Origin of the sequence: Pseudomonas reactans, assembly GCF_013385825.1 — a bacterium.
In the GTDB taxonomy this organism is placed as follows: domain Bacteria; phylum Pseudomonadota; class Gammaproteobacteria; order Pseudomonadales; family Pseudomonadaceae; genus Aquipseudomonas; species Aquipseudomonas reactans.
Window position 1 is genome coordinate 15,706 of the sequence record NZ_JACAPG010000024.1, and the last position, 24,277, is coordinate 39,982.

Annotated in this window: 2 protein-coding genes; both read left to right on the forward strand. The window is 64.7% G+C overall.

All coding sequences use genetic code 11. From position 1 onward, the window contains the following. On the forward strand, positions 1 to 12,828 hold the full coding sequence (locus HX868_RS28165) for a non-ribosomal peptide synthetase (protein WP_177005087.1): 12,828 nt from the start codon (positions 1 to 3) through the stop codon (positions 12,826 to 12,828). After that, positions 12,825 to 24,119 (forward strand): non-ribosomal peptide synthetase, encoded by an 11,295-nt coding sequence (locus tag HX868_RS28170; protein WP_177005088.1) that lies wholly within the window; start codon positions 12,825 to 12,827, stop codon positions 24,117 to 24,119. The genes HX868_RS28165 and HX868_RS28170 overlap by 4 nt, the downstream gene beginning before the upstream one ends. Positions 24,120 to 24,277 lie beyond the last annotated feature (158 nt).

Genomic DNA, 24,277 nt, shown 5'->3' on the forward strand with positions numbered 1-24,277 from the left:
ATGCAGTTCAGCGAATTATTGGCAGCGATTTCCACCCATGCGATCCGTCTGCAACTGGAAGAAGGCGACCTGATCATCCTGGGCGATGACGAAGCGCTGGACGATGCGCTGTGGGATCAATTGATCGCCCACAAGCCCCGGTTGCTCGAACTGGTGGCCGAACATGGCGGCGACTGGCTGAGCCCGGCCTACCGCATCACCCCGGACATGCTGCCGCTGGTCAGCCTCGACCAGGCAGCCATCGACCGGATTGTCGCGGCCATCCCCGGCGGCGCGGCTAACGTGCAGGATATCTACCCGCTGGCGCCGCTCCAGGAAGGCATGCTGTATCACCATCTGTCGGCGGAGCAGGGCGATCCGTACGTGTTGCACGCGCAGTTCGAGTTCGACAGCCGTGGGCGTCTGGAGGCCTTTGCCGAGGCGCTGCAATGGGTGATCGATCGTCACGACATCCTGCGTACCTCCATGGTCTGGGAGCGTCTCGACGAGCCGTTGCAGGTGGTGTGGCGCAAGGCGGCCCTGTCATGCGAGGCGGTTGATTTCGATCCGCGTAGTTATCGCATGGACCTGGGCCAGGCGCCGCTGCTGCGACTGGTGTTTGCCGAGGATTCGCTCACCGGGCGGGTGGCCGCGACCCTCTTGTTCCATCACACCATTCTCGACCACACCGCCCTGGACGTGGTGCGCCATGAAATCCAGCTGTACCTGGCCGGCGAGCACGCCCAGGCCGGTGAGCCGGTGCCGTTTCGCAGCTACATCGCCCAAGTACGCCATGGCGTCAGCGAGCAGGCCCACGAGGCGTTCTTCCGCGAGATGCTGGCGGATATCGATGAGCCGACGCTGCCTTTCGGTTTGCAGGATGTACAGGGTGACGGCCTGGGCATCGACGAGGCCCGCATCCCCGTCGACAGCTTACTGAGCCGCCGCCTGCGTACCCTGGCACGCCCCCTTGGCGTCAGCGTGGCCAGCATGATGCACCTGGCGCTGGCCCGCGTATTGGGCGTGGTCTCCGGGCGCGACGCGGTGGTGTTCGGCACCGTGATGCTCGGCCGCATGGGCGCGGGCGAGGGCGGTGAACGGGCCCTAGGCATGTTCATCAACACCTTGCCCCTACGTGTGGATGTGGGCGAACAGGGCGTGCGTGCCGGGGTCAAGGCCACCCATGAACGCCTCACCACCTTGCTCAACCACGAACATGCATCCCTGGCGCTGGCTCAGCGTTGCAGTGGCGTGGCGGCACCGACGCCGTTGTTCAGCGCCATGCTCAACTACCGCCACAGCGCCGCCACGGACATGGCCGAGGTGATCGACGTCGCTGAGGGCATCCGTGTACTGGGCGCCGAGGAGCGCACCAACTACCCGCTGACGGTCAACGTCGATGACCTGGGTGAAGACTTTGCGCTGACCGTGATGGTCGACGCGTCCATCGGTGCCGAACGGGTCGCCACCTACCTGCACACCGCCCTGGCAAGCCTGGCCGACGCCCTGGAGCAACGACCGGACATGCCGCTCAGCGGCCTGAACATCCTGCCCGACGCCGAACGCCACACTTTGCTGCACTGCCTCAATCAAAGCCCCGCGCACTACGCCGACACCGCCCTGATCCATCAGCAAGTCGAAACCCACGCCGCCGCCCAGCCCGAAGCCATCGCCTTGCGCTTCGACAACCAGCGCCTCACCTACCGCCAACTCAACGAGCGCGCCAACCAGGTTGCCCATCGCTTGCTGGCCCAAGGCATCTGCCCGGATGACCGCGTGGCGATCTGCGTGGAGCGCGGTCCGGAGATGATCATTGGCTTGCTGGGCATCCTCAAGGCGGGCGCTGGCTATGTGCCGATTGATCCAGCCTACCCGCTGGAGCGCATCGCTTATACCTTGGCGGATAGCGCGCCTGTGGCCGTACTGGTGCAAGCCAATACCCGCCATCTGGTCGGCAACCTGCCGCAGATCGACCTCAATGGCTTGCGCGATGAGTCCCTCATCAACCCACGGGTCACGGTCAGCCCGGCCCACCTGGCCTATGTGATCTACACCTCTGGCTCCACCGGCCAGCCCAAGGGCGTGATGATCGAACACCGCCAGGTGGCTCGCCTGTTCACGGCCACCGAGCACTGGTTCGGTTTCAACGCCAACGATGTGTGGGCGCTGTTCCATTCGTTCGCCTTCGATTTCTCGGTGTGGGAAATCTGGGGCGCGCTGATGCACGGCGGCCAGTTGCTGATCGTGCCGCAACTGGTCAGCCGTTCGCCGGATGAATGCTATTCGCTGTTGTGCGAGGCGGGCGTGAGCATCCTCAACCAGACCCCGAGTGCCTTCCGCCAGTTGATTGCTGCGCAAAGCCAGAACCCGCAATCCCATTCCTTGCGCCAGGTGATCTTCGGCGGCGAGGCGCTGGAGCCGGGCATGTTGAAACCGTGGTACGCCCGGGCGATCAACGCCGGGACGCAACTGGTGAACATGTACGGCATCACTGAAACCACCGTGCACGTGACTTATCGCGCCCTGGAGGCGGCGGATGCACAGTTGGTCGGCGTCAGCCCGATTGGCGTGCGCATTCCTGATCTGCAGTTGTATGTGCTGGATGCACGCCGTGAGCCGCTGCCGTTTGGGGTGGTAGGCGAGTTGTACGTCGGCGGTGCCGGTGTGGCCCGTGGTTACCTCAACCGTGATGCGCTGACCGCCGAACGTTTCCTGGCCGACCCGACCACCGGACAGCGCCTTTACAAGACCGGCGACCTCGGCCGCCTGCTGGCCGACGGCAGTGTCGAATACCTGGGCCGTAACGATGACCAGGTGAAGATCCGCGGTTTCCGCATCGAACTGGGCGAGATCGAAGCGCGCCTGGCCACGGCCCCTGGCGTGCGTGACGCGGTGGTCATCGCCCGTGAAGACGAGCCGGGTGACAAGCGCCTGGTGGCCTACGTGATCGCCGAAGGCGAATGGCAGGCCGCCGACCTGCGTGACCACCTGCTGCTGAGCCTGGCCGAGCACATGGTGCCCAGCGCCTTTGTGCAGCTGGATAAATTCCCGCTGACCACCAACGGCAAGCTCGACCGCAAGGCACTCCCCGCGCCGGATGCCGACGCCCTGGCCCGTCGCGGCTACGCAGCGCCACAAGGCAGGGTGGAAACCGCCATCGCCGCGATCTGGCAAGACCTGCTCAAGCTTGACCAGGTCGGCCGTGACGACAACTTCTTCGAACTGGGCGGCCATTCGCTGTTGGCGGTCAAGCTGATCGAGCGCATGCGCCAGGTCGACCTTAGCGCCGACGTGCGCGTGCTGTTCGGCCAGCCGACCTTGGCGGCACTCGCCGCCGCTGTGGGTGGGCAACAGGAGGTGCAGGTCCCGGCCAACCTGATTACCCAGGCCAGCCAGCACATCACCCCGGACATGGTGCCCTTGGTGGAACTGGACCAGGCGGCGCTTGACCACATCATCGAAAACGTACCCGGCGGCATCAGCAACGTACAGGATATCTACGGCCTGGCGCCGTTGCAGGCCGGCATTCTCTACCACCACCTGGCGACCACCGAGGGTGATCCCTACGTATTGCAGGTGCAATTCAGTTTCAATGATCAGGCGGCGGTGGACGCGTTCATCCAGGCATTGCACAGCGTGATCGAGCGCAACGATATCCTGCGCACCGCGATTCTCTGGGAAGGCCTCAACGAGCCGGTGCAGGTGGTCTTGCGCCAGGCAACACTGGCCGTTGAGCGTAGCGACGAGTCGCTTGCCCAACTGCAACAACGCTTCGACCCGCGTCACTTCCGCCTCGATTTGAGCCGCGCTTCACTGATGCGCTTCGCCTACTCGCAAGAGCAGGGCCGTTTTGTCGGCATCCTGTTGTTGCACCACATCCTGCTGGACCACACCGCGTTGCAGGTGCTGGTGGACGAAATGAGCGCCAGCCTGTCCGGCAACAGTGCGCAATTGCCCGACGCCGTGCAGTACCGCAACTATGTAGCCCAGGCGCGACTCGGGGTCAGCCAGGCGCAGCACGAAGCGTTCTTCAGCGAAATGCTCGGCGATATCGATGAGCCGACCTTGGCCTTCGGCCTGCAGGACGTGAATGGCGACGGCAGTGGCATCCTCGACGCCCACCTGCCGCTGGAGCCGGCGCTCAGCCTGGGCTTGCGCGAACAGGCGCGGCAACTGGGGGTGAGCACCGCCAGCCTGGTGCATTTGGCCTGGGCCCAGGTGCTGGGGCAGGTGTCCGGCCAGCAGGACGTGGTGTTCGGCACCGTGTTGCTGGGCCGCATGCAGGGCGGCGAGGGCGCCGACCGCGCGCTGGGCATGTTCATCAACACCTTGCCGCTGCGGGTCAGCCTCGGCACGGTTGGCGTGCAAGCCGGCGTGCGTGCCACCCATGCACGCCTGGCGCAATTGCTCGGGCATGAGCACGCCTCGTTGTCCCTGGCCCAGCGTTGCAGCGGCGTGCCGGGTTCGCTGCCGCTGTTCAGCACCTTGCTCAACTATCGCCACAGTGCACCGGGGGAGGCGCCGGGGGACAGCCCATTCGCCGCCTCCGGCATCCAGATTCTCAGTTCCGAAGAGCGCAGCAACTACCCGCTGGTGCTCAACGTCGATGACCTGGGCACAGGTTTTGCGCTGACCGTGCAAGGCGTGGCGACGCTGGATGTGCAACGCGTGGGCGACTACATGCTCACCGCGCTGCGCCACCTGGTGACCGCATTGCAGCAGGCGCCGACCACGCCGTTGCAGGCAGTCTCGATCCTGCCGGCTGCCGAGCGCCATCAGTTGCTGGTGGACTTCAACGCCACCGCCCGTGAATACCCGTCGCAGCTCACCGTACACCAGCTGTTCGAAGCCCAGGCGCTGGCCCGTCCGGAAGCCGTGGCGGCGGTGCATGGGCAGCTGTCCTTGAGCTACCGCGACCTCAACCGGCGTGCCAACCGCCTAGCCCACCACTTGCTCAACCAGGGCGTGCAACCGGGCGAAAGCGTGGCGATCGCACTGCCGCGTTCCCTCGACCTGCTGATCTGCCAACTGGCGATCCTCAAGTGCGGCGCGGTGTATGTGCCGCTGGACGTCAACGCGCCGGTCGAGCGCCAGGCGTTTATCGTGCAGGACAGCGGTGCGCACCGGGTGCTCAACAACCTGGCGGACCTGAACCTGGACGCCCAGTCGCCGCGTAACCCTGAACTGCGGCAGTCTGCCGAAAGCGTCGCCTACATCCTCTACACCTCCGGCTCCACCGGGGCGCCCAAGGGCGTGCAAGTGCCGCACCGTGCGATCTCGCGCCTGGTACTCAACAACGGTTACGCCGAGTTCAACGCGCGTGATCGCGTGGCGTTCGCCTCCAACCCGGCGTTCGATGCGAGCACCCTCGACGTGTGGGCGCCGTTGCTCAACGGTGGCTGCGTGGTGGTGGTCGAGCATGCGGTGCTGCTGTCCCAGGCGGCGTTTGCGTCGTTATTGCAGGAGCAATCCGTCAGCGTGTTGTGGATGACCGCCGGGCTGTTCCACCAGTATGCCGATGCGCTGATGCCGGTGTTCCGCCAGCTGCGCTACCTGATCGTTGGCGGCGATGTACTCGACCCGCAGGTGATTGGCCGCGTACTTGAACACGGCAAACCCCAGCACCTGCTCAACGGCTACGGGCCTACCGAAGCCACCACCTTTTCCACCACCTTCGAGATCACCTCGGTGGGCGAGGGTGGCATTCCCATTGGCCGGCCGATGGCCAATGCCCAGGCCTACGTGCTGGACCCACGCCAGCAACCCGTGCCGTTGGGCGTGGTGGGCGAGCTGTACATCGGTGGCGCGGGCGTGGCCAAGGGGTATCTGAACCAGCCGCAACTGACCGCCGAAAAATTTATCCCGAACCCGTTTGGTGAAGGCTTGCTGTACCGTACCGGTGACCTGGCCTGCTGGCAGGTCGACGGCACCTTGCTGTACCAGGGGCGCAATGACCTGCAGGTGAAGATCCGTGGTTTCCGGATCGAACCGGGCGAGATCGAAACCTGCCTGGCCAGCTTCCCGGGTGTAAAAGACGCCGTGGTGCTGGCCCGTGAAGACGAACCTGGCGACAAGCGTCTGGTGGCCTACTACACCGCCCGTGAGCCGTTGGACATCGAAACACTGCGCGCCCACCTGCAAGGCCAACTGCCGGATTACATGGTGCCGTCGGCCTACGTGTGGCTAGCGCTGTTACCGCTCACCGCCAACGGCAAGCTCGACCGCAAAGGCCTGCCGGTGCCCGACCAGAGCGCGCTGCTCAGCCGTGGTTTCGAAGCGCCGGAAGGCGAAGTGGAAACCCAGCTGGCGCAGATCTGGCAGGACGTGCTCAAGCTTGACCGCGTTGGCCGTCACGATCACTTCTTTGAGTTGGGCGGGCACTCGTTGCTGGCGGTCAGCCTGATCGAGCGCATGCGCCAGGTCGGCCTGAGCTGCGACGTGCGTGTGTTGTTCAGCCAGCCAAGCCTGGCGGCGCTGGCCGCCGCCGTGGGCAGTGGCCGGGAAGTCGTGGTGCCGGCCAATGGTATTCCAGCGGGTTGCACCCAGATCACGCCGTCGATGCTGACCCTGGTGCAGCTCGACCCGGTGGCCATCGAACGAATCGTCGCGAACGTGCCGGGCGGTGCGGCGAACGTGCAGGACATTTATCCGCTGGCGCCGTTGCAGGAAGGCATTCTTTACCACCACATCAGTGCCGAGCAGGGCGATCCTTACCTGCTGCAATCGCGCATGGCATTCGACAGTATCGAGCGCCTGCACGCGTTCATGGGCGCGCTGCAAAAGGTGGTGGCCCGTCACGACATCCTGCGTACCGGCGTGGTCTGGGAAGGGCTGGACAGCCCGGTGCAAGTGGTGTGGCGCGAGGCGCACCTAGTGGTTCAGGAAGTCGACTTGGACCCGGCGGACGGCGGCGTCATCGAACAACTGCACGCGCGCTTCGACGCCCGCCATTACCGCCTGGATATCACCCAGGCGCCGCTGCTGCGCATGGTTTACGCCCAGGATCCGCAACACAACCGCGTCGCGGCGATCCTGTTGTTCCACCACCTGGCGCTGGACCACACCGCCATGGAAGTAGTGGGCCAGGAGATGCGTGCGTTCCTGTTCAACCAGGCGCAGGACTTGCCCGAGGCGGCGCCGTTCCGCAACTACGTGGCCCAGGCGCGCCTGGGTGTCAGCATGGAGGAGCACGAAGCGTTCTTCCGCGACATGCTCGCTGACGTGGATGAGCCGACCCTGCCGTTCGGCGTGCAAGACGTGCAGGGCGACGGACGCGATATCGAAGAGGCCGAACTGCCGTTGGATGCAGCCCTGGCCCAGCGGGTGCGCGAACAGGCCCGGCAGTTGGGCGTCAGCGCGGCAAGCCTGATGCACCTGGCCTGGGCGCAGGTACTGGGTCTGGTGTCTGGGCGTGACGACGTGGTATTCGGCACCGTATTGATGGGTCGCATGCAAGCCGGTGACGGCGCGGACCGTGCGCTGGGCATGTTCATCAACACCTTGCCGCTGCGGGTCAATGTAGCCGCGCCGGCTGCGGTTGCGGTCAAGGCGACCCATGGGCGCTTGAGCGCCTTGCTTGGCCACGAACATGCGTCCCTGGCGCTGGCCCAGCGTTGCAGCGGCGTGGCGAATGCTTCGCCGTTGTTCAGTGCCTTGCTCAACTACCGCCACAGCACGCCCGGCGAAATGGCCCGCGACGGCTATGGCATCTGGGAAGGAGTGCAACTGCTCGGTGGTGAGGAACGCAGCAACTACCCGCTGACGTTGAGTGTGGATGACCTGGGCGAAGGCTTCGGCCTGACCGTATTGGCGCTGCCGCAGATCGGCGCCCAGCGGCTGTGTGCCTACATGCATCACGCCATCGAGCAGTTGATCGAGACGCTGGAAAGCGCACCCAAGACCCCACTCAGTCAATTGCCGATCCTGCCGGCAGCGGAGCGTGAAACCTTGCTGCGCGAGTTCAATGCCACCGCTAGCGATTTCCCCAGGGGCCACACGGTGCATGGGGCTTTCGAGATCCAGGCCGAGCGCCAACCTCACGCCATCGCCGTGGTGCAAGACGGCGAATCGCTGACCTACCAACAGCTCAACACACGTGCCAACCAGTTGGCCCATCATCTGCTGCAACAGGGCGTACAGCCCGACGATCACGTGGCCCTGTGCTGCCGTCGCGGCCCGCAGATGCTGGTGGGCTTGCTGGGCATCCTCAAGGCCGGTGCCGGCTACGTGCCTATCGACCCGGCGTATCCCGCCGAGCGCATCGCTTACTTGCTGCAAGACAGCGCCCCCGTGGCGGTGTTGGCCGAAGCCAGTACCCGCGACCTGTTGGGCGCGGTTGCCACCCTCGACCTGCACGATCCGCGCGTGCAGCAGCAGGCCGTCAGCAACCCGCAACTCAGCGCGTTGACCCCGGCGCACTTGGCTTACGTCATCTACACCTCCGGCTCCACCGGCCAGCCCAAGGGCGTGATGGTGGAACACCGCACCGTGGAAAACCTGGTGCACTGGCACTGCGAGGCCTTTGGCCTGGATGCGACGGGCCACACCAGCAGCGTCGCCGGTTTCGGTTTTGATGCGATGGCCTGGGAGGTCTGGCCGGCGCTGTGCGTGGGTGCCACCCTGCATCTGCCACCGGCCGATGTGGGCAATGAAAACATCGATGAGCTGCTCGCCTGGTGGCTGGCGCAACCGCTGGACGTCAGCTTCCTGCCAACGCCTGTGGCCGAATACGCCTTCAGCCAGAACCTGCAACACCCCACGTTGCGCATTCTACTGATTGGCGGTGATCGCCTGCGCCAGCTCACCCAGGAACGCCGCTTTGCAGTGATCAACAACTACGGCCCCACCGAAGCCACGGTAGTTGCCACCTCCGGCCGCGTGCGCGCCGGGCAGGTGCTGCATATCGGCCGGCCCATCGCCAATGCCAGCGTCTACCTGCTGGACGCGCACTTGCGTCCGGTGCCAGTGGGGGTGGCGGGCGAGTTGTACGTCGGCGGCAGCGGCGTGGCGCGCGGTTACCTGAACCGTCCGGACCTGAGCGCCGAACGCTTCCTGCAAGACCCGTTCAACGAGGGCCGCATGTACCGCACAGGCGACCTGGCGCGCTGGTTACCGGATGGCAATATCGAATACCTGGGGCGTAATGATGACCAGGTCAAAGTGCGTGGCGTGCGGGTTGAACTGGGTGAAATCGAAAACCGCCTGGCCGCACTGGACGGCGTCGCTGAGGCGGTGGTGCTGGTGCGCCAAGGGCGCTTGATTGCCTGGTTCACCGAACAGCAACCGTTGGATATCGATACCTTGCGCGCGCAACTGCAAGCCCAATTGCCCGATGCGCTGGTGCCGGTCGCCTACGTGAAGCTGCACGCATTGCCCCTGACTGCCAACGGCAAGCTCGACCGCAAGGCGTTACCGGAACCGGATCAGGCGGCGTTGCTGACTCGCGAGTACGCAGCACCTCAAGGCGAGGTTGAGAGCACCCTGGCGCGTATTTGGGCGGAGATGCTGCAAGTGGAGCAGGTCGGGCGCCATGACCATTTCTTCGAGCTGGGCGGCCATTCGTTGCTCGCCGTCAGCCTGATCGAACGCATGCGCCAGGTCGGCCTGAGTGCCGATGTGCGCGTGCTGTTCAGCCAGCCGACCCTGGCGGCGCTGGCGGCTGCCGTGGGCAGTGGGCGCGATGTGTCGGTGCCGGAAAACCGTATTCCGGCGAACTGTCAGCGCATCACCCCGGATCTGTTGTCCCTGGTGCAACTCGACCAATCGACCATCGACCACGTCGTCGCCCAGGTGCCCGGTGGCGCCGCCAATGTGCAGGACATCTACCCACTGGCGCCGCTGCAGGAGGGCATTCTCTACCACCACATCAGCGCGGGTCAGGGCGACCCTTACCTGCTGCAATCGCACCTGGCGTTCGACAGCCTCGACCGTTTGAATGCCTTCGCCCAGGCGCTGCAACAGGTGATCGACCGCCACGACATCCTGCGCACCGCCGTGGTCTGGGAAGGCCTGGCCCAGCCGCTGCAAGTAGTGTGGCGCAAGGCCCGCTTGCAGGTGCAGGCGGATGAGATCGACCAGTTGCACCAGCGCTTCGACCCGCGCCAGTACCGTGTGCCGATGAATCAGGCGCCGCTGATACGCCTGGTGTACGCGCCGGACCCGGCCAACCAGCGCGTGGTTGCGATCCTGTTGTTCCACCACATTGCCCTCGACCACACCGCCCTCGACGGCGTGCGCCACGAGATGCAAGCCAGCCTGCTTGGGCAACCACAGCCTGCCGGCGACGCCACGCCGTACCGTAACTACGTGGCCCAGGCGCGATTGGGTGTCAGCGAAGCGGAACATGAACAGTTCTTCCGTGGAATGCTCGGCGATATCAGCGAACCGACCTTGCCATTCGGCCTGCAGGACGTGCGCGGCGACGGCAATGCCATCGAAGAGGTCCAACTGAACCTGGCCCCGACCCTCAACCAGCGCCTGCGGACCCAGGCGCGTTTACTCGGCGTGAGTGCCGCCAGCCTGTTCCACCTGGCCTGGGCGCGGGTGCTCGCCAGCACCTCCGGCCAGGAAAACGTGGTGTTCGGCACCGTGCTGCTGGGGCGCATGCAAGGCGGCAAAGGCAGTGATCGCGCGCTGGGCATGTTCATCAACACCTTGCCGCTGCGCTTGGACATTGATGGCAGCGGCGTGCGCGTGGCGGTCAAACAGACCCATGCGCGACTGACCGCGTTGCTCGGGCATGAACACGCGTCCCTTGCCCTGGCCCAGCGGTGCAGCGGCGTCGCCGCGCCGCAGCCGTTGTTCAGCGCGATGCTCAATTACCGTCACAGCGACAGCCAACAGGCGCCGATGTCCCAGGCCTGGGAAGGCATCCAGACCCTGGCCAGCGAGGAACGCACCAACTACCCGTTGACGCTGAACGTGGACGACCAGGGCGACGGCTTCCGTCTCACTGCCATGACCGCGCAGCCGATTGGCGCGCAACGCCTCTGCGGTTATCTGCAAGTGACCTTGCAAGGGCTGGTCGAGGCACTGGAGCAGGCGCCGCAGTTGGCGGTCAATCGCCTGCCGGTGCTGGAGGCTCAGGAGCGTCAGCAACTGCTGTCGGGTTTCAACGCCACCGAGGTGGCCTATGACCTCGACCAGACCCTGCACGGCCTGTTTGAAGCGCAAGTGACGCGCACACCGGACGCTATCGCGGTCAAGGCGGGTGAGCTGGCATTGACCTATGCCGAACTGAACGCGCAAGCCAACCAGCTGGCGCATCACCTGATCGAAATGGGCGTTCAAGCCGATTCGCGGGTCGCGATCTGCGTGGAGCGTGGCCTGGACATGGTGGTCGGCCTGTACGCGATCCTCAAGGCCGGTGCGGCCTATGTGCCGCTGGACCCGGCGTATCCGCTGGAACGTATCGCCTACATGCTGGAAGACAGCGCGCCTGTTGCGGTGCTGGCCCAAGGCGCTACGCGTGGTTTGCTGGGCGACGCGCCGGTGATCGATCTGGACCGGCCGACCTGGCAGCACCAATCTATCGATAACCCACAGGTGCAGGCCCTCAGCGCCTACGTAATCTACACCTCCGGCTCCACTGGCCAGCCCAAGGGTGTGATCAACGACCACCCCGGCGTGGTCAACCGCCTGCTGTGGATGCAGGACGCCTACGGCTTGAAGGCCCACGACCGGGTATTGCAGAAAACCCCGTTCAGCTTCGACGTGTCGGTGTGGGAGTTCTTCTGGCCGCTGTTTACCGGCGCCTGCCTGGTCATGGCGCGTCCTGGCGGGCATAAAGACCCGGCCTATCTGTGCGAGGTGATCGCCGCTGAACAGATCACCACGTTGCATTTTGTACCGTCGATGCTCGACGTATTCTTGGCCCACGGCGATGTCAGCCAGGCGGCCGGTCTGCAACGGGTGATGTGCAGCGGCGAAGCCTTGCCGGGTAGTCTTGTCAGGCGCTTCAAGCAGCAACTGCCGGGCATCGGCCTGTACAACCTGTACGGCCCGACCGAAGCCGCCGTCGACGTGACCGCCTGGAACTGCGCGCGCCCGGACGTGCCGGACAACACGCCGATTGGCAAACCCATCGCCAACACCCGCATGTACGTGCTGGATGGGCAAATGCAGCCAGTGCCCCTGGGCGTGGTGGGCGAGTTGTTCATCGGCGGCGTGCAGGTGGCGCGGGGCTACCTCAATCGTCCCGAGTTGACCGCCGAACGTTTCCTCAAGGACCCGTTCACCGATGGCCGCCTGTACCGCACCGGCGACCTGGGGCGTTACCTGCCCGACGGCACTATCGAGTACCTGGGCCGCAACGACGACCAGGTGAAGATCCGTGGCTTGCGTATCGAGCTCGGCGAGATCCAGGCCCGTTTGCTGGAACATCCGCAGGTCAACGAGGCCGCGGTGGTGGCCCGCGATGACCGGCTCGTCGCCTACTACACCGGCGCGCGGGTCACTGAGTTGCGCGAACACCTCCTGCAAAACCTGCCGGACTTCATGGTGCCCGCGCTGTTCGTGCACCTCGACGCGTTGCCGTTGAGCCCCAACGGCAAGCTCGACCGCAAGGCACTGCCTGCGCCGGGCAACGAAGCCTTGACCGTGCGCGAGTACGAGGCCCCGGTGGGCGACACCGAAATGCTCCTGGCGCAACTCTGGGCTGAACTGCTCGGCGTGGAGCGGGTAGGGCGCCAGGACAATTTCTTTGAATTAGGCGGGCACTCGCTGCTCGCCGTGAGCTTGATCGGGCGCTTGCGCCAGGAAGGCATGGAAGCCGATGTGCGTGCGTTGTTCGAACAGCCGACCCTGGCTGGCTACGCCGCGATGACTGAACGAATGGAGATCGTCCTGTGAGCATTCTCGAACTGCTGGCGACGCTGAAAACCAAGGATGTGCAACTCGCGCTGAAGGGCGAGCAGTTGTCGGTGCAAGGCAACAAACAAGCGCTGAGTGACCCGGTGATTCTCGCCGCCTTGCGCGAACACAAGGCGGTGCTGATCGAGCTGATCAAGGCCGGCGAGTATTCGGCCGCCAACGAGGTGCCGGCCAATGGCATCCCGGCCAACGCCGAACGGATCACGCCGGCCATGTTGACCCTGTCCGAGCTGAGCCCGGAGGAGATCGACCGCATCGTTGCCACGGTCGACGGCGGCGTGGCGAATATCCAGGACATCTACCCGCTGGCGCCGCTGCAGGAAGGCATCCTGTTTCACCACGTCAGCACCGAGCAAGGCGACCCTTATGTGATGCAGTCGCAGTTCGCCTTCGACAGCGTCGAGCGTTTCGACGCGTTTGCCCTGGCCCTGCAAGGGGTGATCGACCGTCACGACATCCTGCGCACCGGCGTGGTCTGGGAGGGGTTGCAACAGCCGTCGCAAGTGGTGTGGCGCAGCGCACGGCTGCCGGTACAGGTGCTGGAACTGGACCCGGCTGACGGTGATATTGCTGCCCAACTGCACGCGCGGTTCGACGCTCGCCATTTCCGGCTGGACGTGACCCAGGCGCCGCTGCTGCGCCTGGCCTGGGCGAAGGACCCGGCGCAGGGGCGCATCGTTGCGATGCTGCTGTTCCATCACATGGCCCTGGATCACAGTGCCCTGGAAGTGGTGCGCCATGAAATGCAGGCGTTCCTGCAAGGCCACGCCGGGCAACTGGGTCACGCCGTGCCGTTTCGCAACTATGTTGCACAGGCGCGGCTGGGTGTCAGCGAACAGCAACACGAGGCGTTTTTCCGGCAGATGCTCGGCGATGTGGTCGAGCCGAGCTTGCCCTTCGGCTTGCAGGATGTGCAGGGCGATGGCCGTGACATCAATGAACTGGATTGGCCGCTGTCGGACGCACTCAACCAGCGCCTGCGCGCCCAGGCTCGATCGCTGGGCGTCAGCGTTGCCAGCCTGTTCCACCTGGGCTGGGCCCAGGTACTGAGCGTGCTGGCCGGCAAATCCCAAGTAGTGTTCGGCACCGTGCTGATGGGGCGCATGCAAGGCGGACATGCCACGGACCGTGCCTTGGGGATTTTCATCAATACCTTGCCATTCCGTGTGGACGTGGGCAGCGACGACCTGCGCAGCGCGGTCAAGGCCACCCACACCCGACTCACCGCGCTGCTGCGCCACGAACACGCGCCCCTGGCGCTGGCGCAAAGGTGCAGCGGGGTAGTGGCGCCAACCCCGTTGTTCAGCGCGCTGCTGAACTATCGCCACAGCGGCACCGGCACCAGCAGTGAAGCTGTCGCGGCATGGCAGGGCATCGAAACACTGCGTTCGGATGAGCGCACCAACTACCCGCTGACGCTGAGCGTGGATGACCTGGGCGAAGGGTTCATCCTGCGCCTGCTGGCGACCACCCAGGTCGATCCACGGCGTGTCTGCGCCTACCTGCAAACCGCCCTGGACAACTTGGTAACCGCGTTGGAGCAGGCGCCGCATACCGCGCTCAACCAGGTGTCGGTGCTGCCGGCTGACGAACAACAATTGCTACTGGAACACTTCAACGCCACCCAGGCGGATTTTCCCCAAGGCACCACGCTGCACGCGCGCGTCGAAGCTCAGGCTGCACTTACGCCGGACGCGATTGCCGCCGTGTATCAGGGCCGTCAGCTGACCTATGCCGAACTCAACCAGCAAGCCAACCTGCTGGCCCACCACTTGCTGGCGCTGGGGGTCAAGCCCGACGACCGCGTCGCCATTATCGCCCGCCGTGGCCTGGACACCCTGGCCGGCCTACTGGCAATCCTCAAGGCCGGCGCCTGCTATGTGCCGGTGGACCCGTCGCACCCGGCCGAGCGCCTCAGCTACCTGCTGACCGACAGCGCCCCGGTGGCGGTGCTCACCCAGCACGCCTTGCTGGAGCGTTTGCCGACCCTTGAAGTGCCGGTGATCAACCTCGACCGCTTCACCTGGCAACACCATTCGGCGAGCAACCCCAACGTGGTGGTCACACCGTCCAACCTCGCCTATGTGATCTACACCTCCGGCTCCACCGGCCTGCCCAAAGGCGTGATGGTGGAGCATCACACCGTGGCCAACCTGGTGGATTGGCACTGCAACGCCTTTGACTTGCGCGCCGGGCGCCACACCGCCAGCGTGGCGGGGTTCGGCTTTGATGCAATGGCCTGGGAAGTCTGGCCGGCGCTGTGTGTGGGCGCGACCCTGCACCTGCCACCGGCCCACGACGGCGCCGAAGATATCGACGCGCTGTTGGCCTGGTGGTGTGCGCAGCCGTTGGACGTGTGTTTCCTGCCCACGCCAGTGGCCGAGTACGCCTTCAGCCAGCAGATCGAACACCCGACACTGCGCACCTTGCTGATCGGTGGCGATCGCCTGCGCCAGTACAACCGGGCGCAGCGCTTTGACTTGATCAACAACTACGGGCCTACCGAAGCCACGGTGGTTGCGACGTCGGGCAAGGTCGAGGCCGGCCAGTCGCTGCATATCGGCAAGCCCATCGCCAATGCCACGGTGTACCTGCTCGATGAGCAACAGCGCCCCGTCCCATTGGGCGTAGCAGGGGAGTTGTACGTGGGCGGTAAAGGCGTGGCGCGGGGTTACCTGAACCGCCCGGAGCTGACCGCCGAACGCTTCCTGCAAGATCCCTTCAATGCCGGGCGCATGTACCGCACTGGCGACCTGGCGCGTTGGTTGCCGGACGGCAACATCGAGTACCTGGGACGCAATGATGACCAGGTAAAAATTCGCGGCATGCGCATCGAACTGGGCGAGATCGAAACCCAGCTCAACCAACTGGCAGGTATCCAGGAAGCTGTGGTGCTGGTGCGGGAAGAACGGCTGGTGGCGTATTTCACCGAAAGCCGCCAACTCGACCCATTGGCCGTGGGCGATATCCGCGCCCATCTGGTGGCGCACCTGCCGGACTACATGGTGCCGGTCGCCTACGTGAAGCTGGACGCGTTGCCCCTGACCGCCAACGGCAAGCTCGACCGCAAGGCCTTGCCGGCGCCGGACATGGCCGCCGTGTTTACCCGCCAATACGCGGCACCCGAAGGCGAAATCGAAAGCGTGCTGGCGCAGATCTGGGCCGATGTGCTGCACATCGAGCGCGTCGGGCGTCGCGATCACTTCTTCGAACTGGGTGGCCACTCGTTGTTGGCGATGCGCATGGTCTCGCAGGTCCGCCAGCGCCTGGGCGTCGAGTTGTTGCTCGGCGATTTGTTTGCCAATGCCGAACTGGCGGCCGTTGCCGAGGTGCTGGCCCAGTCCGGCCGCAGCACCTTGCCGGATATCCTGCCGGCCAATCGCGATGAACAAGTGCCGCTGTCCTTTGCCCAGCAGCGCCTGTGGTTCCTGGCGCTGATGGAAGGCGCCAACACCGCCTACAACATTCCTATCGGCCTGCGTTTGCGTGGGCAGCTGCATGTCGAGGCGCTGCAACGGGCGCTCGCCCGTATCGTCGCGCGCCACGAAACCCTGCGCAGCCGCTTCGCCCAGCATGGCGATGACGCCCAGGTGCTGATCGTGCCCGCCGAAGACGTGCTGCCCCTGCAAGTGCAGGACCTGCGTCGCCATCCGCAACCCCAGCAGGCGCTGGATGCGTTGATCCACGGCGAGGCCTCGGCGCCGTTCGACCTGGAACGTGGCACGCTGCTGCGCGGGCGCCTGATGGTCATGGCCGACGATCACCATGTGCTGTTGCTGACCCTGCACCACATCGTTTCCGATGGCTGGTCCATGGGCGTGCTCACCCGCGAACTGATGGCGTTGTATCAAGCCTTCAGCCACGGCCAGCCCGATCCATTGCCGCCGCTGCCGATCCAGTACGGCGACTTCGCCGTATGGCAACGCCTGTGGCTCAGCGGCGAAGTACTGCATCGCCAGAGCACCTATTGGCAGCAGGCGCTGGCCGGCGCGCCGGCCTTGCTCACTTTGCCCACTGACCGCCCGCGCCCTGCGCAACAGGACTACGCCGGCAGCAGTGTCGAGGTGCGCCTGGACGAACGCCTCACCGCCGGGCTCAAGGCCTTGAGCCAACGCCACGGCACCACCTTGTACATGACCTTGATGAGCGCCTGGGCATCCTTGCTAGCGCGGCTGTCCGGGCAGCGGGACGTGGTGATCGGCTCACCCGTCGCCAATCGCACACGCAGCGAGGTGGAAGGGCTGATCGGGCTGTTCGTCAACACCCTGGCCGTGCGCATCGACACCTCCGGCGAGCTCAGCACCGAGGCGCTGCTGGCGCGGGTCAAGGCGCTGGCGCTGGAAGCACAGGCCCATCAAGACCTGCCGTTTGAGCAGGTGGTAGAAATTACCCGTCCGCCGCGCAGCCTGGCCCACAGCCCGCTGTTCCAGACGCTGTTGACCTGGCAGGACAGCAGCGCGCCGACCCTGGCGTTGGGCGACCTGGCTTTGGAAGGCATTGTCGAGCACAGCCACTTCGCCAAGTTCGATCTGTCCCTGGACCTGAGCGAAGTGCAGGGCACGATCATCGGCGCGCTGGAGTACGCGGTGGCGCTGTTCGATGAGTCGACGGTGCAGCGTTACGTCGGCTATTTCACCCGCGTGTTGCAGGCCATGGTCGATAACGACCAGGCGGTACTGGAACAGGTGCCGCTGGTGGATGAGCGCGAACGTGAGCATTTGCTGTTCGACTTCAACGCCACCGAGGTGGCCTACGACCTCGACCAGACCTTGCACGCTATGTTCGAACAGCAAGTGGCGCGGACACCGGATGCCGTCGCTGTCAAGGCTGATCACCTTGTATTGACCTATGCCGAGCTGAACGCGCAGGCCAACCAGCTGGCACATCACCTGCTGGAGATCGGCGTTCAGCCCGATTCACGGGTCGCGATCTGTGTGGAACGTGGCCTGGATATGGTTATCGGCCTGTACGCGATCCTCAAGGCCGGCGCCGCTTATGTGCCGCTGGACCCGGCGTATCCGCTGGAGCGCATCGCCTACATGCTGGAGGACAGCGCGCCGGTCGCGGTGCTGGCCCAGGGCGCGACACGCGGGTTGTTGGGGGATGTGCCGGTGGTCGATCTGGATCGGCCGATCTGGCAGCACCAACCTCAAGACAACCCCGGTGTAGAAGGCCTCAGCGCTTACGTGATCTACACCTCCGGCTCCACCGGCCAACCCAAGGGCGTGATCAACGACCACCCCGGCGTGGTCAACCGCCTGTTGTGGATGCAGGACGCCTATGGCTTGCAGGCCCATGATCGTGTCTTGCAGAAAACCCCGTTCAGCTTCGACGTGTCGGTGTGGGAGTTCTTCTGGCCGCTGTTCACCGGTGCGTGCCTGGTGATGGCGCGTCCTGGCGGCCATAAAGACCCGGCGTACCTGTGCGACGTGATTGCGGCCGAGCAGATCACCACGCTGCACTTCGTGCCGTCGATGCTGGACGTGTTCCTGGCCCATGGCGATGTCAGCCAAGCCAAAGGGTTGGTGCGTGTGATGTGCAGCGGCGAAGCCTTGCCGGGCAGCCTGGTTCGGCGCTTCAAGCAGCAATTGCCGGGGAGCGAACTGCACAACCTGTATGGCCCGACCGAAGCCGCCGTGGATGTGACCGCGTGGAACTGCGCCGGGCCGGTGACGCCGGACAACACGCCGATCGGCAAACCGATCGCCAACACCCGCATGTACGTGCTCGATGCACAGATGCAGCCGGTGCCGTTGGGCGTGGTCGGCGAGTTGTTCATCGGCGGCGTGCAAGTGGCACGCGGCTACCTGAACCGCCCTGAATTGACCGCCGAGCGTTTCCTCAAGGACCCGTTCACCGACGGTCGCCTGTACCGCACCGGCGACGTGGGCCGCTACCTGGCGGATGGCACGATTGAGTACCTGGGGCGCAATGACGATCAGGTGAAAATCCGTGGCCTGCGTATCGAGCTGGGGGAAATCCAGTCACGCCTCACCGACTATTCGCCCATCAACGAAGCCGCCGTGATCGCCCGCGACAATCGTTTGATCGCTTACTACACCGGGGCTTTCAGCGAGATCGACGGGTTGCGCGCGCACCTGTTGCAGCACTTGCCGGAGTTCATGGTGCCGGCCATCTTCGTGCACCTCGACACCTTGCCCCTGAGCCCCAACGGCAAGCTCGACCGCAAGGCCTTGCCTGCGCCCGGCCTGGAGTCGGTGGTGGTGCGCGAATACGAAGCGCCCCAGGGCGACACGGAAATCGCCTTGGCCAGCCTGTGGGCCGAGTTGCTCAACGTGGAGCGCGTGGGCCGTCACGACAACTTCTTTGAACTGGGCGGGCACTCGTTGCTCGCGGTGAGCCTGATGGGGCGCATGCGCCGCCTCGGGTTGTCGGCGGATGTGAAGGTGTTGTTCGGCCAGCCGACCTTGTCAGCCTTGGCGACGGCCTTGGGCGGTGGTCGGGAAGTGGCGGTGCCGGCCAATCGCATTGCCGCCGATTGCACCGCGATCACGCCGGACATGTTGCCGTTGGTTCAACTGGATCAGCCATCCATCGAGCGTATCGTCGCCTGCATTCCGGGCGGCGCAGCCAATGTGCAGGACATCTACCCGTTGGCGCCGTTGCAGGCGGGCATGCTGTATCACCATCGTGCGGTACAGGGTGCTGACGACTATGTGCTGCGCGCGCAGTTTGCATTCGACAGCCAACAGCGCCTGGAAGCGTTCGCCCTGGCTTTGCAGGCGGTGGTCCAGCGCCACGACATCCTGCGTTCGTCGTTCCATTGGGACGGCCTGGAAGAACCGGTGCAGGTGGTGTGGCGCGAGGCGTCGCTGCGTGTCGAACGCGGCGTGGTGCCGGAGCGGCTCGAGCTGGCGCAAGCCCCGTTGATGCGCCTGGTGGTCAATGCGGACAGTGCCACGTTGCTGTTTCACCACCTGGTGATGGACCACATCGCCCTGGAAATTTTGCAACAGGAGATGCAGGCGTTTCTCATGGGGACTCAACACACCTTGGGCGTGGCTGTGCCGTACCGCAACTATGTGGCCCAGACCCGCGTGGGTGCAGAGGATCACGAAGCGTTCTTCCGCGAAATGCTCGGTGATATCGATGAGCCGACCCAGGTCGAACGCCTGGGCGGTAATGAGCAGATTCAACGCCCTCTGGATGCGGACTTGAGCCATCGCCTGCGCACCCAAGCCCGGCAATCCGGCGTCAGCGCCGCCAGCCTGATGCACCTGGCCTGGGCCCAGGTGCTGGGCAAGGTCTCAGGCCGCGACAATGTGGTGTTCGGCAGCGTGATGCTCGGCCGTCTGCAAGGCGGTGAAGGCGCCGAGCGAGCCATGGGGGTGTTTATCAATACCTTGCCGCTGCGGGTCGACCTCGGTGAGCACTCGGTGCGCGACGCACTGCGGGCCACCCACACACGTCTCAGCCAATTGCTCAGCCATGAGCAGGCGCCGCTGGCGTTGGCCCAGCGTTGCAGCGGCGTGCCGGCGGCGACGCCGCTGTTCGACACGTTGTTCAACTATCGCCACAGTGCGCCGCAGGCTGCCAGCGAAGCGTGGCAAGGCATTCGGCTGCTCAAGGCTGAAGAACACAGCAACTATGGCCTGTCAGTGAGCGTGGATGACCTGGGCGACGGTTTCTCCGTGAAAATCGTGGGGCAGGGCGCGCGCCGGTTGTGCGGCTACTTGCAGGTTGCCGTGGAACAGGTGGTGCAGGCGTTGGAGCAGGGCAGCGCGATGGGTATCAGCCACTGGTCGATACTGCCTGCTGCCGAACGCCAGCAACTGCTGGAGTTCAACGCCACCACGCGTGCATTCCCGCGTGAACACACAGTGCAACGCCTGTTCGAAGCCCAGGCCCAGGCGCGTCCTGGCGCATTGGCGGCGCTGCATGGCGGGCAGTCACTGAGTTATGGCGAGCTGAATACCCGCGCGAATCGCCTGGCCCATCACCTGCTGGGCCTTGGGCTGCGTCCCGGTGATAACGTGGCGATCCTGTTGCCGCGCTGCCTGGACCTGCTGATCAGCCAACTGGCCGTGCTCAAATGCGCCGCCGCCTATGTGCCGCTGGATATCAATGCGCCTGCCGAGCGCCAGGGTTTCATGGTGCAGGACAGCGGCGCTGCCTGGTTGTTGACCCGCAGCGACATCGCCGTGGACTTCGGCGTGCATCGCTTGGATCTGGACACCTTGGCCCTCGACCCGCAGCCCAGCCACAACCCGGACCTGTCGCAGTCCTCGGACAGCGTGGCGTACATCATGTACACCTCAGGTTCCACCGGCACGCCCAAAGGTGTGTTGGTGCCCCATCGCGGCATCACCCGCCTGGTGATCAACAACGGTTACGCCGATTTCAACGCCAGCGACCGCGTGGCCTTCGCCTCCAACCCGGCATTCGACGCCAGCACCATGGACGTGTGGGGCCCGCTGCTCAACGGCGGCCAGGTGCAGGTGATCGACCATGCCACGCTTCTTGATCCTGCGGCCCTTGGCGTGGCCTTGGCGGACGCAACGGTGCTGTTCGTCACCACGGCGTTGTTCAACCAGTACGTGCAGCTGATTCCCCAGGCCCTGGCGGGCCTGCGCATCCTGCTGTGCGGCGGCGAGCGTGCCGACCCGGCCGCCTTCCGCAGCCTGTTGGCCCAGGCGCCTGCGTTGCGTTTGGTGCATTGCTATGGGCCGACCGAAACCACCACTTACGCCACCACCTATGAGGTGCGCGCGCTGGCTGAGGACGCCGACAGCGTGCCGATCGGCCGGCCGATTTCCAACACCCAGATTCATGTGCTGGATGCTTACTTGCAGCCGGTGCCCATGGGTGTGACCGGTGAAATCTGCATCGGCGGAGACGGTGTGGCCTTGGGGTATCTGAATCGACCTGATCTCACCGCTGAGAAGTTTGTGCGCGACCCTTTGAATGAGGGCGCCTTGATGTACCGCACCGGCGACCTCGGCCGTTGGACGGCGGACGGCCTGCTGGAATGCATCGGGCGCAATGACGACCAGGTGAAGATCCGTGGTTTCCGCATCGAGCTGGGCGAGATCGAAGCGCGCCTGGCGACCTTTGACGGTATCCAGGACGTGGTGGTGCTGGCTCGCGAAGATGCGCCGGGCGACAAGCGCTTGGCCGCGTATTTCACCTGGGCTGATCAGCCTGTCGACATTGACAGCGTGCGCGCCTATCTGCAGGGCCAATTGCCTGAGTACATGGTGCCGTCGGCCTTTGTGCCGCTGGATCACCTGCCGTTGACCGCCAACGGTAAGGTCGACCGCAAGGCCTTGCCGGTGCCGGCCCTGGAAACGTTCAACCGCCGTGAGTTTGAAGCACCGGCCGATGGGCTGGAACACACCCTGGCCCAGCTATGGGCCGAGGTGTTGAAGCTGGAACAGGTCGGTCGTCATGACAGCTTCTTCGAGTTGGGCGGGCATTCGTTATTGGCGATCCGGCTGGTCAACCTGATGGAAGAAGCGGGGTTGCAGGTGTCCCTGGCTGAGCTGTTCCAGCATGCCAGTGTGGCGTCCGTTGCCGCGATGCTGCGCCAGCGTACGGATGAGCCGGTGCGTGACACGTCGGTGATCACGGTGCGCAGCGGTGGTTCGCAAGCGCCGCTGTTCCTGGTCCATGAGTTCAGCGGCATGGACGTGTACTTCCCGGCGCTGGGTCAGCATTTGCCGGGTGACTATCCGATCTACGGCTTGCCAGGCGTGGCGCTCGGCGAACCGCACCTGAACACGATGGAAGGTCTGGCTGCGCGGCTGGTCGGGTTGATCCGTGGCATTCAACCCCATGGGCCTTACCGAGTTGCCGGCTGGTCGTTTGGTGGGGTGCTGGCCTATGAAGTGGCGATGCAACTGCTCGGGCTGGATGAACCGGTGGAGTTTCTCGGTTTGATCGACAGCTACGTGCCGCGCATGACCGACCAGGGCAAGGCGCGCTGGAGCGGGCCGGACGCGCTCAAGCGGCATTTGCTGTTGCAGTGCACGGCGTACTGGAAAACACAGGGAGGTGTGGATGAACTGGCGAGCCTTGGGCAGTTGGAGACACAGGTTGGACAGTTGGACTTTGCAGGCCTGCTGCAACGTTGTCGCGATGAAGGTGTGCTGCACGCGCAAATGGCAGCGGCGACGGACGCGGACCTCTTGAACTACATCGAGCGGGAAGTGGGTCACGGGCATGCGTTGGCGCATTACAGCCTGTTTCCGTTGCCGGTCGCGGTGCATCTGTTCAGTGCGAGTGAGCGGCCGACAGAGTTGTCGCGACGCAGTGAAACCTTGGGGTGGAATGAGGTGTTGGCGCCGGGGCAATTGCGCCAGGTGGCGGTGCCGGGGGATCACCAGAGCATGATGCAGGCGTCGCATATCCAGGCATTGGGCCAGGCGATGGCTGAGGCGCTGGGGGCTTGTACGCCGCAGGTTCAAGCGGCGCATCAACCTTTACTGCGGATTCAGAGTGGCCGGGCGGGGTATGCGCCGGTGTTCTGTGTGCCGGGGGCGGGGGACAGCGTCACCGGGTTTATCGGTTTGAGTGAGGCGTTGGGACGCGACTGGCCGTTGTTTGGTTTGCAGCCGCGCGGGTTGGATGGTGAGGCGGTGCCCCATAGCCAGGTGGAAGCGGCGGCGGCTTGTTACTTGAAGGCGTTGGAGCAGGAGTGTCCGCAGGGGCCGGTGCATTTGGTGGGGCATTCGTTTGGGGGCTGGGTTGCGCTGGAGATGGCGTTGCGGTTGCAGGCGGCGGGGCGGGAGGTGGCTTCGTTGACGGTGATTGACAGTGAGTCGCCTGAACGTATGGGCAAGCCTTATACGACGACGGCGGCGTTGATGCGGTTGATTGAGGCGATGCAGTTGTCGGCGGGGAAATCGCTGGGGATTGATTTGGGGGATTTTGCCGGGCGTGATGAGGTGGCGCAGCGGCGGCAGTTGCATGCAGGGATGGTCGGCGTTGGTTTGTTGCCGGGGCGGTCGGCTGTGGATGCGATGGATGGGCCGGCGCGGACTTATGCGGCGGCGTTGCGCACGCGGTATCGGCCGGGTGCGCGATTTAACGGGGTTGTGCGGTTGGTGCTGGCTGAGGATCCGGCGTTGGATGCGGCGGGGAATCAGCGGGAGCAAGGGTTGATGGTTGAGGGATGGCGGCGGCAGGGGAGTGGGTTGCAGGTTTGGTATGGCGGGGGGAATCACTTTACGTTGCTCAAGGCGCCCAATGTTTTGGGGTTGGCGCGGTGGTGGGTGGATGGGGTTGTTGTTGGGGAGGTGGTTTCGTGAGGTTTTGGTTTGGGTACATATCCGTTGCTGCGGTAACGGCTACTTACGGTTCCGCTCTTACAGCGGCTCACTTTTGGAAAGGCCGGAAGCCGGCCCAGCCAAAAGTAAGCAAAAGGCCTTCGCCCCACCACTCGGCACCTCGCCTAGGCTCGGTGTGC

Bases quoted from the DNA above. Each gene is read 5' to 3' on its own strand.
- HX868_RS28165 (WP_177005087.1), top strand. From the start codon at position 1: ATGCAGTTCAGCGAATTATTGGCAGCGATTTCCACCCATGCGATCCGT.